Origin of the sequence: Microcystis sp. M_QC_C_20170808_M3Col (assembly GCF_007095505.1) — a bacterium.
In the GTDB taxonomy this organism is placed as follows: Bacteria; Cyanobacteriota; Cyanobacteriia; order Cyanobacteriales; family Microcystaceae; genus Microcystis.
In genome coordinates this window covers 1-15879 of record NZ_SFBY01000144.1, presented here as the reverse complement: position 1 = coordinate 15879, position 15879 = coordinate 1, and the positions used below count along the sequence as shown (strand labels likewise).

At 42.2% G+C, this 15879-nt stretch carries 16 protein-coding genes; 10 read left to right on the top strand and 6 right to left on the bottom strand.

The genetic code is table 11. The features are described 5' to 3' along the window. The first annotated feature begins 320 nt into the window (after positions 1-320). Positions 321-653: a hypothetical protein gene (locus EWV84_RS06805; RefSeq protein ID WP_287077358.1), complete on the top strand. Its 333-nt coding sequence runs from the start codon at positions 321-323 to the stop codon at positions 651-653. Positions 654-732: 79 nt separating this feature from the next. Continuing rightward, on the top strand, positions 733-867 hold the full coding sequence (locus EWV84_RS22805) for a PEP-CTERM sorting domain-containing protein (protein WP_353737476.1): 135 nt from the start codon (positions 733-735) through the stop codon (positions 865-867). 571 nt (positions 868-1438) lie between these two features. Here EWV84_RS22805 and EWV84_RS06795 read toward each other — a convergent pair. Further along, entirely contained in the window at positions 1439-1909 is a 471-nt protein-coding gene (locus EWV84_RS06795; protein WP_287077356.1) for a DUF29 domain-containing protein, read from the bottom strand. Between the two features lie 234 nt (positions 1910-2143). On the opposite strand from EWV84_RS06795, the gene EWV84_RS06790 reads away from it, so the two are divergent. From EWV84_RS06790 to recN, 3 genes are all read left to right on the top strand, one after another. Beyond that, positions 2144-3202, top strand: a complete 1059-nt coding sequence (locus tag EWV84_RS06790; RefSeq protein ID WP_287077354.1) for a DUF2157 domain-containing protein — start codon at positions 2144-2146, stop codon at positions 3200-3202. Between the two features lie 102 nt (positions 3203-3304). Further along, the gene (rppA, locus tag EWV84_RS06785; protein ID WP_287077351.1) at positions 3305-3985 is read left to right on the top strand and encodes a two-component system response regulator RppA; all 681 of its coding nucleotides are present in this window, start codon (positions 3305-3307) and stop codon (positions 3983-3985) included. 51 nt (positions 3986-4036) lie between these two features. Further along, on the top strand, positions 4037-5764 hold the full coding sequence (recN, locus tag EWV84_RS06780; protein ID WP_287077349.1) for a DNA repair protein RecN: 1728 nt from the start codon (positions 4037-4039) through the stop codon (positions 5762-5764). 3 nt (positions 5765-5767) lie between these two features. Here the strand turns inward: recN and EWV84_RS06775 are convergent, their stop codons facing one another. Further along, entirely contained in the window at positions 5768-6409 is a 642-nt protein-coding gene (locus EWV84_RS06775; protein ID WP_287077348.1) for a Uma2 family endonuclease, read from the bottom strand. Positions 6410-6517: 108 nt separating this feature from the next. Here EWV84_RS06775 and EWV84_RS06770 point away from each other — a divergent pair, with 108 nt between their 5' ends. Next, complete coding sequence (locus tag EWV84_RS06770; RefSeq protein WP_286826598.1) at positions 6518-7675, top strand: NAD(P)/FAD-dependent oxidoreductase; 1158 nt, start codon at positions 6518-6520, stop codon at positions 7673-7675. 251 nt (positions 7676-7926) lie between these two features. Here EWV84_RS06770 and EWV84_RS06765 read toward each other — a convergent pair whose 3' ends face one another. Continuing rightward, positions 7927-8202 (bottom strand): hypothetical protein, encoded by a 276-nt coding sequence (locus EWV84_RS06765; RefSeq protein WP_002768833.1) that lies wholly within the window; start codon positions 8200-8202, stop codon positions 7927-7929. A 301-nt stretch (positions 8203-8503) separates the two neighbouring features. Between EWV84_RS06765 and cysS the strand changes: the two genes are divergently transcribed. Next, entirely contained in the window at positions 8504-9946 is a 1443-nt protein-coding gene (gene cysS, locus EWV84_RS06760; RefSeq protein ID WP_287077347.1) for a cysteine--tRNA ligase, read from the top strand. On the opposite strand, the gene EWV84_RS06755 is transcribed toward cysS, so the two are convergent. Next, positions 9929-11458: a glycine betaine ABC transporter substrate-binding protein gene (locus tag EWV84_RS06755; protein WP_287077345.1), complete on the bottom strand. Its 1530-nt coding sequence runs from the start codon at positions 11456-11458 to the stop codon at positions 9929-9931. The genes cysS and EWV84_RS06755 overlap by 18 nt on opposite strands. A gap of 118 nt (positions 11459-11576) precedes the next feature. Between EWV84_RS06755 and EWV84_RS06750 the strand changes: the two genes are divergently transcribed. Both EWV84_RS06750 and EWV84_RS06745 read left to right on the top strand, forming a co-directional pair. Beyond that, entirely contained in the window at positions 11577-12581 is a 1005-nt protein-coding gene (locus EWV84_RS06750) for a CHAD domain-containing protein (protein WP_287077343.1), read from the top strand. A 12-nt stretch (positions 12582-12593) separates the two neighbouring features. Further along, the gene (locus tag EWV84_RS06745) at positions 12594-14027 is read left to right on the top strand and encodes a bifunctional orotidine-5'-phosphate decarboxylase/orotate phosphoribosyltransferase (RefSeq protein ID WP_286826602.1); all 1434 of its coding nucleotides are present in this window, start codon (positions 12594-12596) and stop codon (positions 14025-14027) included. A 178-nt stretch (positions 14028-14205) separates the two neighbouring features. On the opposite strand, the gene EWV84_RS06740 is transcribed toward EWV84_RS06745, so the two are convergent. After that, complete coding sequence (locus EWV84_RS06740) at positions 14206-14490, bottom strand: DUF1816 domain-containing protein (protein WP_286826603.1); 285 nt, start codon at positions 14488-14490, stop codon at positions 14206-14208. A 123-nt stretch (positions 14491-14613) separates the two neighbouring features. Then, a complete protein-coding gene (rlmB, locus tag EWV84_RS06735; protein ID WP_286826604.1) occupies positions 14614-15480 on the bottom strand; it encodes a 23S rRNA (guanosine(2251)-2'-O)-methyltransferase RlmB in 867 nt (288 codons plus the stop codon). Between the two features lie 148 nt (positions 15481-15628). Between rlmB and EWV84_RS06730 the strand changes: the two genes are divergently transcribed. Then, positions 15629-15879: helix-turn-helix domain-containing protein (locus EWV84_RS06730; RefSeq protein WP_287077341.1), on the top strand; the 251-nt coding region annotated here is incomplete at its 3' end.

The window sequence follows — 15879 nt, the reverse complement described above, 5'->3', positions numbered from 1 at the left end:
GACGGAGGTTATAAGGAATGAAACCCTTATAGAGACAGACGTTGCTGCAATTTTTGTCAATTGTTTTTGATCTAGAGCGAACTAATTAATTAAATCTTTTGCCAGATAAGGATTTAGTCCATTTATGCCACCCTATCGAACCATACTAAGTAACGAAGAGCCTAACTTATTTATATGGATAAGCTTGAATTATTTCTATAAAAAATCCTCTTGAAAAATATTTTGATCGTCTTTAGACTTGGGGGGTACATTAATTTATTTCCAGGGCCATGGCCACCAAATCGCCAAAATTACTCGAGTCATTGCGGTCATTGACCGCAATGACTGTCACTACTGTTAGCCTCACTCTGGCCGCTGCTTCTAGTGCTAGTGCCGCCACAGTGTTCGGTTTACAAGGTGCGTACGATCCCAGTAATTGGACATTTGCCAATAGTAATGCCGACGGGTTCGTCGATACCACCGGCGCTCCCGCTTCCATTAGCCTGACTGGGGGGGACAATGGTTCTGGCACTTTTGGAACCACAGACTACACCACCACTGCGGCTGCGGCTGGGACGGTGACGTTTGATTGGAACTACTCGACTCCTGATGCGCCTTTCTGGGATCCCTTTGGCTATCTGCTCAACGGCAGCTTCACCCAAGTAACTGAATAATGGGGGAGGTGTTGTCCAAAACGGGACATCGACGTTTAACGTCCTAGCTGGCGACAGTTTCGGTTTCCGTATTTTCACTGTGGACAACATTGTTGGACGGGGCAGTGTGACGATTTCTAACTTTTCGGCCCCGATTCCCGAACCGTCAACTGTGCTGAGTTTGCTGGTGCTAGGAGGTTTAGGCGCTGGACTGAAGTACCTTAAGCGCAATTGATTTGACCTAACCCCCCAACCCCTTACCTACAGGTTACAGGTAAGGGTTTTTTTGTCAATACTCAAGACTATTTCTCGCTCCACATTACACAATTCTGGTTCTAAGTCAATAGCCTTTACAAAACTTAAAAAATTGTCACATAAAGAAATGTCACCATTAGGGGCTTTTTTTGGGCAAGAGGATCGATACAGTACCCTGATTGTCTTGGTTTTGCGTTGATTTGAGATTTAATGCTTAAACTAAGCCCACAGCATACCACGATCATACCATATTAGTAAATGTAGGCAACCCCGATTTACAGCCAAATTTTGGCAAATTCAGGAAAAACACTCTCCTTGTAACTTACTTGTTACATTTAACTAATCGCCCAAAATATTTAAATATTTTAATTGTTTATCTTAAAGTTATAATTTTTACTTATTTTTTGAGGACTGATTAACTAGGGTTGAGCAAAAAAGCTTGTAAGCTCTATTTAAAGTCAGTCGAATCGGTTAGTATCGGGAGACAGATGTGACTTGTATAGTTTCCCAGTTTTTGAGATTTGAAGACTTTTTAGCAGCATTTTGAATTATCAGCCATAGAAATCTTCGTCAAGAATTTGTTCTAAGGAAAAAGGGCAGTCTAAGGGATATGCTTCCTCTGGAGGAATCGCAATGCCAAAGTCAGCCAATTTACTTTCCTTGATGGCAATTTTACGACCTTTAGGATAGGTTTTATCGATGGCGATTGCTACATGAGATTTCAAAGAAGGGGTGTTTTCCAGTAAGGAGATAACTCGTTCCCTCTGTTCGACAATGGAGCTATACCAGCTAGATTTTATGCTTTCAGAGGCGGAGGATTGTACTTGTAATTTCAGTAAATGAGCCAGCAAAATCATTAAATTTCCTTGCAAGGCATTTTTATCTGATTTACCCAATTCTTTCAACTCCTCAACCAAATGAGATACATCTAATGCCTGAAAATCTCCTTGTTCCAACTGACCTATTGTTGTGATCAGCCATAATTGAAAATCTTGTTCATAGAGTTCTGATTTAGTTATCATAATTGCTTCGATAATAGTTAATCTAGACTGAATTATACTCTATTTTGCAGATTTCGGATGTTTCTAGCGGTAAATGTTAAGTTTTATTACAGGATTTAACATTTGCACCTATTCACTATTCCCTTATCCTTAGGATAAGCTGTTAATTAAGCATTTAACAGGTAAGAGGCACTCTTGCAACAGTAAAGAGATAGGCGGTTAAAATACATCTTAGCTTAAGGACTAGAGAATATTATGAGACTAGAAAGAGAAGATTTTGATTGGGCGGTACAACAAAACCTAATTACTGCCAGCCAAGCTGAAAATTTATGGACGGCTTTTTTATCCCGTTATCCCCAAGAAGATGAAGTTAATCGCCCTCGTTTTAATTTTGCCAATGTGTCCTATTATTTTGGGGCATTAATTGTTATTTCCGCCCTGGGGTGGTTTATGAACGAAGCTTGGGAGAGTTTCGGCGGTGCGGGCCTATTTTTTATCGCCCTGTTTTATGCAATTTGTTTTATTTTTACGGGAAAAAATCTCTATTTTCAGCAAAATCTCAAAATCCCCGGCGGCCTTTTATTTACCATGGCAGTGGCAATGACTCCCTTAGCAATCTATGGTTTACAACGCTGGACAGGATACTGGCAAGCGGTCGATCCTGGCATCTATCGAGATTTCCATATATGGATTAAAGGTAGTTGGTTTTTAATGGAATTAGGCACGATTATCGCAGGATTAATAACCTTGAGATTTGTTAAATTTCCTTTTTTAACTGCACCGATCGCTTTTAGTCTGTGGTATATGTCAATGGACTTAACTCCTTTACTATTTGGAGAGAACGAATACACATGGAGACTGCGACTGTGGGTATCCTTTTGGTTTGGAATTGCCTGTTTAATAACTGCCTATTTAATTGATGTACGTCAGCGTCGCAGTCGGGGAGATTTTGCTTTTTGGCTATACCTATTCGGATTAATTATGTTTTGGTTTAGTCTATCTCTCCTCATCGATGATAATGAAGCACAACGATTTTTGTACTGTCTAATTAACTTGGGATTGATGTTATTATCCGTCCTGCTAAAAAGAAGATTATTTGTGGTTTTCGGAGGTATCGGAGTATTTGCCTATCTTTCCTATCTCTCCTATCGTCTCTTTGCCGATTCAATTTTCTTTCCCTTTGCTCTAACCGTCTTGGGACTTGGTATTATCTATATGGGAGTTTTGTATCAGCGTCATTACCCAACCATGGCTAGATTTATTGAAAGTTATATCCCTCTCGAATGGCGCAATTTATTACCCAAAGATAGATAATTAGGAGAAATGGGGATATGGGGACATGGGGATATGGGGAGATTCAACTAAAAAAACCAAAACCCCAACACCCCAACACCCAACACCATCTTTTTTACTTTTATGAAAATACTTATCGTTGACGATGAAAAAGAATTAACCGAACCCTTAGAACAAATTCTTGCTCAAGAAGGCTATGACGTTGATATTGCTAATAATGGTCGGACGGGGTTAGAATTGGCCCAACAGAATAATTATGACCTCTTAATTCTCGATTGGATGTTACCCCAGCAATCCGGATTACAAATCTGTCAATATTTACGCAATCAAGGGGACACCACTCCCGTTTTATTTCTAACCGCTAAGGATACCATAGACGATCGAGTGGCGGGATTAGATGCCGGTGCTGATGATTATTTAGTCAAACCCTTTCAACTGCGAGAATTATTAGCGAGAGTCCGCGCTTTATTGCGTCGTTCTCCCAATTTTGAAGCTAGTAATAGCGGTAAATTAAAATCTGCTGATTTGGAACTCGATAGCGAAAATCAAGTGGCCTATCGTCACGGTCGCACGATTAGTTTATCAGTCAAAGAAGTACAATTGTTGACTTTATTTATGACCCATCCGGGTCAACTTCTCACCCATGAACAAATTTATCAGCATCTCTGGTCAGAAGGAGAGCAACCTAATAGTAATGTAGTTCCTGCCCTGATGCGCTTGCTGCGTCGTAAAATCGAAGCGGACGGAGAAACACCTCTAATTAATACTGTCTATGGGAAGGGCTACCGTTTCGGGGAAAATTAGGGAATGCTGAAAGATAATGAGAATACCAACTGATTACTGATTACTGAATATATGTTATCCTGCCTACAAATTGAAAATTTTACCCTCATCGATCGCTTAGAATTAACTTTCGGCAGCGGATTAAATGTACTGACCGGTGAGACGGGGGCAGGAAAATCGATTATATTAGACGCGATCGATATTGTTCTCGGTGGCAAAGTCAATCATCGCGTCATCCGTCAGGGAAGCCAACAATCAACCCTAGAAGCGACTTTTTCTCTAACTCCAGAATTAATTGCTTGGCTAGAAAGTCAGGAAATTGACCTATTAGAGGATAATAGTCTAACAATCAGCCGGGAATTAGTGATTACTAATAATTCCTTGCGTTCTCGTTCTCGGATTAACGGAGTCGTCTCTAATCGCCAACAAATGGCGCAAATAAGAGATTTTTTGGTAGAAATCACCGCTCAAGGTCAAACAGTTCAGTTAATGGACGCTAATCGACAGAGAGAATTATTAGATCTCTACGGGGGTGAATCGCTGCTGCGGCAGCGGGAAAAAGTAGCGACAGCCTACCTTAACTGGCAAGAAAGCAAGAATATTTTAAATAATAGATTGCAATCGGAACAAAATCGCCTACAAAGATTAGATTTATTAGAATATCAACTAAAAGAACTAGAATCAGCCAATTTAACTGACGCTGACGAGTTGGAACAGTTGGAACAGGAAAGAAACCGACTCTCCCACGGTGTCGATTTGCAAAATTCCAGCTATCAAGTCTATCAACTACTCTACCAAAATGATCGCGATCAACCCGCCGTCGCCGATTTGTTAGGAAAAGCTGAAAATATCTTGACAAATATGATGGTTTATGATAGAAGTTTAGAGCCAATTTTAGAGATGGTGCGATCGGCATTAAATCAGGTGGTGGAAGCGGGACAGGAAATCAACGTCTATGGGGATAGTCTAGAAGCAGATCCCGAGAGATTGAACGAGATAGAAGAGAGAATTGTCCAACTTAAGCGCATTTGTCGCAAGTATGGCCCAAGTTTAGCCGAAGCGATCGATTATTATCAGAAATTACAGCAGGAATTAGCGGAGTTGACGGGAGAAGGACAATCCATTGAAGAATTAGAAAAAATTTGTCAGCAACAGGAAAAAATCTATCGAGAAACTAGCACCCAGTTGACCTTTTTGCGACAAGAAACCGCTAGTCAACTAGAAAAACAATTGGTACAGGAATTAAAACCTTTAGCCATGGAAAAGGTGATTTTTGTCTGTCGGATTGCCCCGGGTAATCCTAGCAGTCTGGGAGTCGATCAAGTGGTATTTTATTTTAGTCCCAATCCGGGGGAAAAAATCCAACCTTTATCCAGTACTGCTTCTGGAGGAGAAATGAGTCGTTTTCTCCTAGCGTTAAAGTCCTGTTTTTCCCAATCCCAATCGGCAGCGGCAACCCTAATTTTTGATGAAATTGATGCGGGAGTATCGGGAAAAGTTGCCCAGGCAATTGCCGATAAATTAGATCAATTAGGTCAACAATATCAAGTTTTGTGCGTTACTCATCAACCCTTAGTGGCTGCTTTAGCTGATCACCATTTTCGAGTTTATAAACAAATGATTGCCGAAGATAATCCCACTAATCTCTCGGAAATTCGCACGGTTGTCCGGGTTACTTCTCTCGATAATCGTCAGACGAGAAGGGAAGAATTGGCACAATTAACGGGAGGAAATTCGGCAGCAGATGCCCTCGCTTTTGCCGAGTCTTTATTGGAGAAAGCGGCTGCCAAAAAACAGTAAGATTTAACCTTGAAATTGACTGATTAACCAACGTCCCACCTGACTTTGATCTCTGGTGCGTGCCTGTTGTAAAGCTGACTCTAAAACCGCAATTTTTAAATTAGGTAAAACCTTTGATATATCAATTCTTTTGCTACCTCGATCGATTATTTCAAAAGCAAATATTTGGGGATCATCTACCTTAACACTCCAGTATTCACTAACCCCTAATTCTTCATAGAGTAAGCGTTTATTGCCTAGGTCATCATTGAGGGTAGATTTTGAGATTTCAATGACTAAATCTGGTGGGGGATACTGATTTAAATCAATAATCGAAGTCCCATTTGGTATCAGATTCGCTTTCTCTCCTAGATAGTAAGATATATCTGGCTGCACTTCTCTAATTCCTCTTTTGCGATAGGAACAAGTAGGGAGTCCTTGAAAAGGAATTTCTTTGAGGATAGCGTAGAGACTCACCCCCAAAAAGACAACGTGATGATCTCTAGCGTGTTCAAATCCAATAGGAGTCATTTCTAATCGATAATAGCCATTGTAATAATAACTTTTCCCTTTATTTTCTGGGAAGTTGTTAATTGCTGCTAAGTATTCTTCCCAACTACCTTTAATCCATGAGTCAGTTATCCCCCTAGTTTCTAGCTGTTGCATAGTTATCCGATCCCGCTTTGAACTTTTTCTGTAATTATAGCAATTATTGATCAAATCAGAAACTAGGAAATGATAGAATAGATTAATTGAGTAAAAATTAGCCCAATTATGACCACAACTTATGATTATATAATTATCGGTGGTGGTATCACCGGTTCCGCCTTAAGCTATGAACTAGCTAACCTAGGCAGTCGAGTCCTCTTATTAGAAAAAGAAACCCATCCCCTCAACGCCACTTTCTACAGTTACGGGGGTTTAGCCTATTGGTCGGCCACCACAGAAATCCAGAGAAAATTATATCAAGAAGGTCGAGAAATTCAGCGCAATTTATCGCAGGAATTGGGCATAGATAACGAATACCGGGACATAGATCTAATTCTCACCGTCAATCCCGAAGATGATCCGGCCACTGTGGCCGAAAAATTTGCTATCTTTGCTATTACTCCCGAAATTCTCGATCCGCAAGCAGCGATCGCTTTAGAACCTCTATTAAATCCCGCAGCTATTTCGGGAGTTTTACGACTGCCCCACGGTCACATCAATGCCGAAAAAACTAATCTTGCCTATCAACAAGCTTTTCTGCGTCTGGGAGGCACGATTATTCGGGAAGCTGTCATCGAATTAATTGAAACTGCATCGAGAATTACCGGCGTAAAAACTCCTAAAAATAATTATTATGCCGGGGAAACTATCGTTTGTGCGGGGGGATTAACCCGGTCTTTACTGCAAAAATCTGGTATTACTGCTTCCGTCTATTTTACCCATGCCCAGGTGATCAAAATTCCCCCCAGCGAGATCAAATTAAACACCCTAGTTATGCCCGCAATTCCTGCTAGATTGGTATTAGAGCAAAAAATTACCCAACTAGAAAATCAGGGCATTTGGCAGAGAGAAACCCCAGAAATAATTACCAGTGTTTTAGAAACGGGGGCGGTACAATTCCGGGATCAAAGCCTTTATCTAGGGCAAATTAGCGCCATTATCACCGATCCTAGCGGGATTTTAAACCCTCTGGCGGGGGAAAAAGCAATACGCGCCGCCGTGGGGACATTGCTGCCCTCTTTAGCCTCTCTCCCCGGAAGCTGTCATCATTGCCTAGTGGCCTTTGCCCCCTCGGGACGGCCTCTAGTGGGAGCGATCGCCGATAAAGTGGGATTGCAGGTATTTTCTGGCTTTACCAGTACACTTGTATCGGCTCCGCCCTTGGCCCGACGTTTCGCGCGTCATCTGCTGGGGGAAATTGACGAGATAATTAGGGTTTGCTGAAAAAGTTTTTCGTGGGGTGTGGGGTGTGGGGTGTGGGGTGTAGGTTTTTACCCATTTTCATCTGGTAAATTACCTAATTTTCAGGGAAAAAGTCCCTGAATTTTCCCCCCGATCCCTCCCAGATCTGGGACTTTTTGTCAATCAAAAAGTCTAAAAGTCTTACCCAACAAGGTTTTTAGATTTATTCAGCAAACCCTAATTACTAATTTACAAAAGTCAAGAGAGAAATTAACTGATGATTGCAATTAATTCTAATCGACTTTTTCCAACTGCCAAAGAATTTGGTTTCCCTCGCGTCTGACCCGGGAGATTACCCAATTTCGCCACGGCCAATGGTCGCCTCGACTAGTAACGGCCCCTGGATTAATATCCATTAAATCGGCCACTTCGGCGCTGGTAATCAAATAACCTCGATTGGCCACTTCATCGGCAATGCGTAGGGTTTCGATGAGATTTCTTAGCTGGTCAACTCTTTCTCCCCGGGGTAATTGGATTTCATCGCCAGCGCTATTAGGTGGTTCATTCATAGTTAGGGTCTGGTCAAAGTTTATTAACAATTAAAAATTGTCGGTTGAGGCAAACAATCAAGCTTTCCTCTCGTTATTCTATTGATTCTATCAATAATAGCTGTCATCAAAACAGTCCTATCTTCTCGAATTTTACCGTCACATCTTTACTAAAACCCTAAAAACCTCTTGACAAAAAACACAAAATATAGTAAGTAAATCAGGGAAAGTGATAACTGATCACTGATAACTGATCACTGATAACTGATAGCTGCTATAAAATTGGACTAGCCTTTTTCCCCAGAAAAAAATTTCCCCATCCATGACCTTAATCCTCTACAACACCCTCAGTCGTCGCGAAGAACCCTTTACCCCCCTCATCCCCGGCATTGTCTCCATGTATTGCTGCGGCATTACCGTCTATGATTATTGCCACTTGGGTCATGCGCGTACCTGTGTGGTTTGGGATGTGGTGCGGCGTTATTTGGAGTATCTCGGTTATAGAGTGCGCTATATTCAGAATTTCACCGATATTGACGATAAAATTCTCAATCGGGCTAAAAATGAACATACCACCATGGCAGCCGTGGCCGAGAGATTTATCCAGGCCTACTTTGAAGATATGGCAAAATTAGGAGTCAGACCGGCGGACGCTTATCCCCGGGCCACTCATAGCCTCGACGGTATCAAGCGCCTAGTCTATGAATTAGAACAAAAAGGCTATGCTTACCCCAGCGATGGCGATGTTTACTATTCCGTCCGTCGTTTTTCTGATTATGGCAAACTATCAGGGCGAAAACTGGATGATTTGCAAGCGGGGGCCAGCGGCCGGGTAGAAACCGACGACCCGGAAGCAATCAAGAAACAAGACCCCTTTGATTTTGCCCTCTGGAAGGGTGCAAAACCGGGGGAACCTAGTTGGGATTCTCCCTGGGGTCAAGGTCGTCCGGGGTGGCATATTGAATGTTCGGCCATGGTCAAAGAACAATTGGGAGAAACTATCGATATTCATGTGGGGGGAAGTGATCTAATTTTTCCCCACCACGAAAACGAAATCGCCCAAAGTGAAGCGGCTACGGGTAAACCTCTGGCCCACTATTGGTTACATAATGGCATGGTTAAGGTGGCAGGGGAAAAAATGTCGAAATCCCTCGGTAATTTCATCACTATTCGCGAGTTATTGGCAAAATATGACCCCTTAGCCGTGAGATTATTAATTTTAGGAGCCCAATACCGCAAACCGATTGATTTTTCCGATGAGGGATTACAGGCGGCCACTAATGGCTGGCATACTTTACAAGAGGGTTTATCCTTTGGTTATAAGCATCTTCAGCAAGATAATCCTGGAATTACTGACCAAGAGCTAGAAAATCGCTTTCAAGAGGCGGTAAATCACGATTTTAACTTTGCCGGTGGTTTAGCGGTGTTATTTGAAATCGCTAAGGAATTACGCAAGGAAGGTAATAATTTAACCCATGCGGGTAAGACGGACAGCAATCTGGCCCAATTAGCGGTAAAATGGCATACTTTGGTGAAATTGTCTAGGGTTTTGGGCTTAGAAATTGCCGCCGACCAAGGAGAAACCCCGGTTTCTGAGGGAATTAGTGCAGCGGAAATCGAAAATCTGATCCAACAACGGACAGAGGCAAAAAAAGCGAAAAATTACGCCGAAAGCGATCGCATTCGCGCACAATTAAAAGCCCAAGGCATTAGTTTAATCGATCAACCCGGGGGAGTGACTAAATGGTTAAGAGAGGGAGACTAGAAATTCTTTGACCACTTCCTCCACCCTGCGATTGCTGCCATCCACCTGATAGTTTAATTTCTGCATAGCTGTGGAGGTAATTTTGCCGGTGAGTTTGGCTAAAACCTGTCGCAATTGCGGATATTTTCGCAAACTATCCCGGTTAAAAATCGGTACCGCTTCGTAGGGAGGAAAATAGCGTCGATCATCTTCTAGGATGACTAAATCTAGCACGGGAATTAAGCCATCGGTGGAATTTCCCGCCACTAAATCCACTTGTTTTTCGGCTAAAGCGCGGTACATTAACCCTAAATCCATCACTTTCGGGGGTTGGGCAAAAGTTAGGCCATAGGTCTTCGCTAATCCCTTGTAACCGTCTTCCCTTTCCAAAAATTCATAACCAAAACCCGCTTGCCAATTGGGAGTATATTTAGCCGCTTGCGAGAGAGTTTTAAGATTGTATTGACTGGCGGTTTCTCCCCGGATAACAATGGCGAAAGTATTCTCAAATCCTAAACTGGGAAACACTTCTAGATTAAATTTTTCTGGATAAATCTCTTGCAGCTTTTCAGAGACTAATCGGGCATCGTTCAGGGGTTTTTCTCGCAAAATTCCCGTGAAAGCCGTGCCAGAATACTCCACATAACCGTCGATTTTACCCGCTTTCACCGCTTCATGACAGATCAGAGTACCACCGAGATTAAATTGACGTTCGACCCGTAAATTCGTCTCTTTTTCGATCTCCTGTGCCAAAATTTCCCCTAAAATCACCTGTTCGGTAAAATTTTTGGAACCGATCACCACTGTGCCGGGGGATGAATGGAAAATTTGAGTCAACAGGAAAGATAGCAAGGCTAACCCGATTAAACCTAATCCCCATTGCCATTTAGAGGGCTTTTGCGGGCGTTGCGAAGGGGAAAAGGTATTTTCTAGCCAACCGAGACTCCAATCGGCCACAAGGGCTAAAAAAGCGGCAGGAATTGCCCCCGCCAAAATTAACTGATTGTTGACCGTGGCAATACCGCGAAAAATAAACACTCCCAAACCACCGCCACCGATGGCAGCTGCGATCGTGGCCACACCGATAGCAATCACCGTCGCAATTCTCACTCCTCCTAAAATCATCGCCCTGGCCAGGGGTAATTCGATATAGCGCAGGATTTGCCCGTCGGTCATACCTAGGGATAAGCCGGCTAATTTTAATTCGGGATCAACTTTTGTGATGCCCAGATAGGTATTTAAAACAATTGGCAGTAAAGTATAGAGAGTTAGGGCAACAATAGCGGGGATTTTGCCGATTCCTCCCAAAAAAGGCACAGAAATTAAAAAGCCAAATAGGGCTAAACTGGGGATAGTCTGTAGGGTGTTAACGATCGCTATAATTGGTTGAGCGAGAATAGCTTGACGACTAATTAAAATACCTAGAGGAATCCCGATTAAGCTACCCATAGCCATGGCTATTCCCGTCAAGAAAAGATGTTCTCCGGTGCGAAAAGCGATTTCCCCCGCATAATCTAGCCAAAAACTATCCATAAACTTCTCTTAAAGCTGCCGCTTCATCCTATTGTATAGAATAAATAGTATCTATTAGTTCCAGTCTTGATTTAAAGATTCTATCATCATCTTGACATTATTTCCTCCCTAAAGACAAATGACTAACAAATTTAATCCTCGGGCTAAAACTGTTGCCGATTGGGCCTATATCGGTATTGATAAACATTTTCATAAAGTTCTTAAACACGAAGCTGGGGTTTTACTCGATCAGGATACGGAAGAATTACATCAAATTCGTGTGGGAATGCGCCGTCTCCGCAGTACCTTAACCGGTTTTGCCCCCGCTTTAACCATGCCGAAATCTGCCGATCAAAAACGGGTGGGTAATCTGGGCAGAATTTTAGGAGAATTGCGGGATTTAGATGTGTTAAAAGAGGCTTTTGTCGGTCATTATCAGCCAATTTTACCCCCGAAAGAACAGGATTTACTGAAGAAAGTTTTACAAGTTCTCGAACACCGAAGGGAGAAGGCTTTTGCTAAGGTAGAAAAGCTGTTGAAGTCCGATAAATTTCTCAATTTTAAGGCAGATTTTGCCAGTTGGTTGGATAATCCCACCTATCAACCGATTGGAAAATTAGATATTGCCACGGTTTTACCGGACTTATTATTACCCCAAGCGAGTCGCTTTTTACTCCATGAAGGCTGGTTAGTTGGGGTAAATTTAGAGGAATATCAAAGATTAAGAGAGTTTTCTAGTCAAGAAATTGATGACTTATTGGAAAAAGAAGGATTATTACTGCACGATCTCCGTAAAGAAGCCAAGCGTTCCCGCTATAATATGGAGTTATTCACTCAGTTTTATGGCGACAAGTATCAAGAGTATCTAGAAGATATTAAAAACCTTCAAAGTATTCTCGGAGAAATGCAGGATTGTTGTGTTCTCTCGGATTTTCTTAGCCAAATTTTCCCCAATTGTCTTGCCAAGGAAATGCCCACCTTACTAGAAATTTTTCAAAATATCCGTCACCAAAAATGGCAAGAATGGCAACCGCTACAAAAGAAATTCCTTGACGCTGACACAAGAAAAAGTCTGCACCAGACAATTTTACAGCCTATTTTTTGGCAAAACAGTGTAGAATTAGAAACTAATCCAGAATCCTGAGATTAGGAACCGATGAATTTTTTTCAAAAGTTAAACCACGCCATTAGTCAAAACCAGAGTCTGCTTGTCCTCGGTTTAGATGCTAACCCCGAAATGATGCCCTCCACCCCGGGAGAATTAATCGTTAATTTAGAACAGTGGCTCAAGTTTATTATCGATGAAACTGCCCCTTTTGTCTGTGCCTACAAACCAACTTTAGGCTTTTATCAAGCTTTGGGAGCAGCCGGGTTAGAATTATTACAGCGAATTTTAACGGCAATTCCCGATCATATCCCTGTAATTTTGGATGCTAAACACGGCGATATTAATACTAGCAGTATTTTAGCCGAGACTATCTTTAAAACTTGGCAGGTGGACGCGGTTACTCTCAATCCCTACTCCGGACAGGATCACGTTGCTCCTTTTTTAGTTTACCCCGAGCATGGCGCTTTTATCCTCTGTCATACTTCCAATCAAGGCGCGATTAATCTGCAAGAATTCCCCAGTCGCGACAATCCTTTTTATCTGCAAGTTGTCAAAGAAGCTTGTACTTGGGGAACTCCCGAACAAGTGTTTTTAGAAGTGGGAACCACTCAACCGGAGATTTTGAAAAAGATTCGCAATTTTGCCCCCGAAAGATTGATTTTATTACGCAGTATTTGGGAAGACAAAAGCAAATTCTCCGAGTTAATTACTGTGGGTTTAAATAGTCATGGCGAGGGTTTATTAATTCCTGTCCCCCAAGACTTTTTATCTCAACCCGATTTGGGAGCAAAAGTCAAGGATTTACGAGAGGAAGTCAACAGAATTAAACAAAATCAAAGGCAAGAATCGAGCAAAGATGATATTTGGACTGCTAACGTTTGTCTTTTAAAACAACATCCTCATCAGGATTTAATTCTACAATTATTTGATATTGGTTGCTTGATGTTTGGCGATTATGTGCAAGCATCGGGAGAAACTTTTTCCTATTATATTGATCTGAGAAAAATTATCTCTAATCCTAATATTTTTCAGCAGGTAATTGAAGCCTATGGAGAAATATTAAAAACCTTGACATTTGACCGCATTGCTGGTATCCCCTACGGTTCTTTACCCACAGCTACCGGTTTATCTTTATTATTAAATCATCCGATGATTTTCCCCCGCAAAGAAGTAAAAGCTCACGGCACAAGAAGATTAATTGAAGGTAATTTTCAAGTGGGGGAAACCGTGGTAGTGGTGGACGATATTTTAATTTCTGGCAAAAGTGCGATCGAGGGGGCAGCAAAGATTAAATCGGCGGGATTATTAGTTAATGATATCGTGGTTTTTATCGATCATGGTGGACTTGTTAAAGATAAACTTCGTAGCCATGGTTATCAAGCTTATTCGGTTTTAACCCTGGCAGAAATTACCGATACTCTCTACGAAGCGGGAAGGCTGACAGAAGCACAATATAGCTGTTTTTTAAATCGCTCCCATTGATATTTGACTATCAGCCTTGAATCAGTTACCAGTTACCAGTTATCGGTATTAAGTGTGCATTATCAAATGGCAGCTTTCCGCTGTCTTTTCACTGTTTACTGATCACTGATTACTGTTTACTGATCACTGTTTACTGATTACTGATTACTGATTACTGATTACTGATCACTGAAAGTCGTTAAGAAGCTTGACTGCGTAAGACCTTTAGGGGATTCAGGGGCTTGATTTCTTCTTTTTCCTCAAAAATAGTTAAATCTTCGGGTTGACAACGTTTTATATGCAATTTAATTCCCTGCGCTCCTTCTGTTTTCAAATCTTCTTCGTAACCAGCTTGAGCGACTTCAGCCTCGTCTTTAGCGAGAAAAGGACCGAAATAATAAGTACATCTGGGATAGTCGGTTTTAATCTCGACCCAGTAGGCTAATCCGAACCTTTCGAGTAAGCTAATCAAAAATTCTTTCATTTCGTTCCCCGTCTCAATCTACTCTGGTGGTTTTGTTACGTTCGTTTACATTTCGCAAACTTCCTTCCTATTCTATTTGTACTTTTTCCTTTTGGCTATTGGGGTGTCGAAAAATACAGATTTTCAGTCGGGGGAATTTTGCCAGCGTTGACGGTAAACCTCGTAAAGAGCCATAGCCGCCGCCACCGAAGCATTGAGACTGGGGGTTTTGCCTGCCAAGGGGATAGATACCAACTCATCGCAGGACTTTTGGGTCAACAGACTCAAACCCTCTCCCTCCGAACCTACCACCAATCCTATCGCACCTGTTAAATTAATTGTGTGTAAGGATTTACCACTTTTTGCCGCCGTGCCGTAGAGCCAAAAACCCGCCGCTTTTAATTCCTCTAAAGCACGATTGAGATTGACCACTCTGGCCACAGGTAAATATTCCAAGGCCCCCGCCGCCACTTTCATCACCGTCGATGTCACCCCGGCGGCGCGACGTTGGGGAATAACTACCCCCTGACAACCCATGGCTTCGGCGGTGCGAATAATTGCCCCAAGGTTATGGGGATCCGTAATACCTTCAGCGATGACGATGACGGGGTGACGACTTTTGCCCTTAGCTTTCTCGATCAGATCGGCTAATTCTATATACTCATAGGGGGACATCTGGGCGGCGATCCCCTGATGATTGGCCTTATTGGTAATCTGATCGAGACGCAGATCATCCACCTCATCAATTACCGTGCCGTTGGCTTTCGCTTTTTCTAAGAGGGTATGATAACGGGGATCGTAACGGAGTCGATTGACCACCCAAATCCGATTCAGTTGGCGCTCCTCCTCCATGGCCGTTAAAACCACCCGGCGACCGTAGAGCAGATCATCAGCTTCTTGGTTTTCTGGAGTTACTGCCGGGGATTTAGCCAGAATTGGCCCGGTTTTCGGCCGCGAAGGCCGGCGAAAATTACTATTATCGGACTTGCCACGAAATGGTCGATCGCTCATCGAAAATTTTGGTTCTGAAACCCCGTCGTAGAACGACGGCTTTACTGTTAAATATTAGCGCATTTACACGATATATGCCAGAATGTGAAATATGGAGAAAGCCTATTCTTACCGATGATTTTACCCCACACCCGAACAAGAGTCGCTATTGCGGCACACTTTGGGCTGTGTAAGATTAGTTTACAATAAGGCACTCCATCTCAGAACAAAAGCATGGTACGAAAAGCAACAAAGAGTAGGATATACTGAAACTTCTTCAATGCTAACTGATTGGAAAAAACAAGAAGAATTAGACTTTCTCAATGAAGTAAGCTGTGTACCTTTGCAACAAGGGTTAAGACACCTACAAACAGCTTTTACCAATTTCTTTGCTGGTCGTACTAAGTATCCTAACTTTAA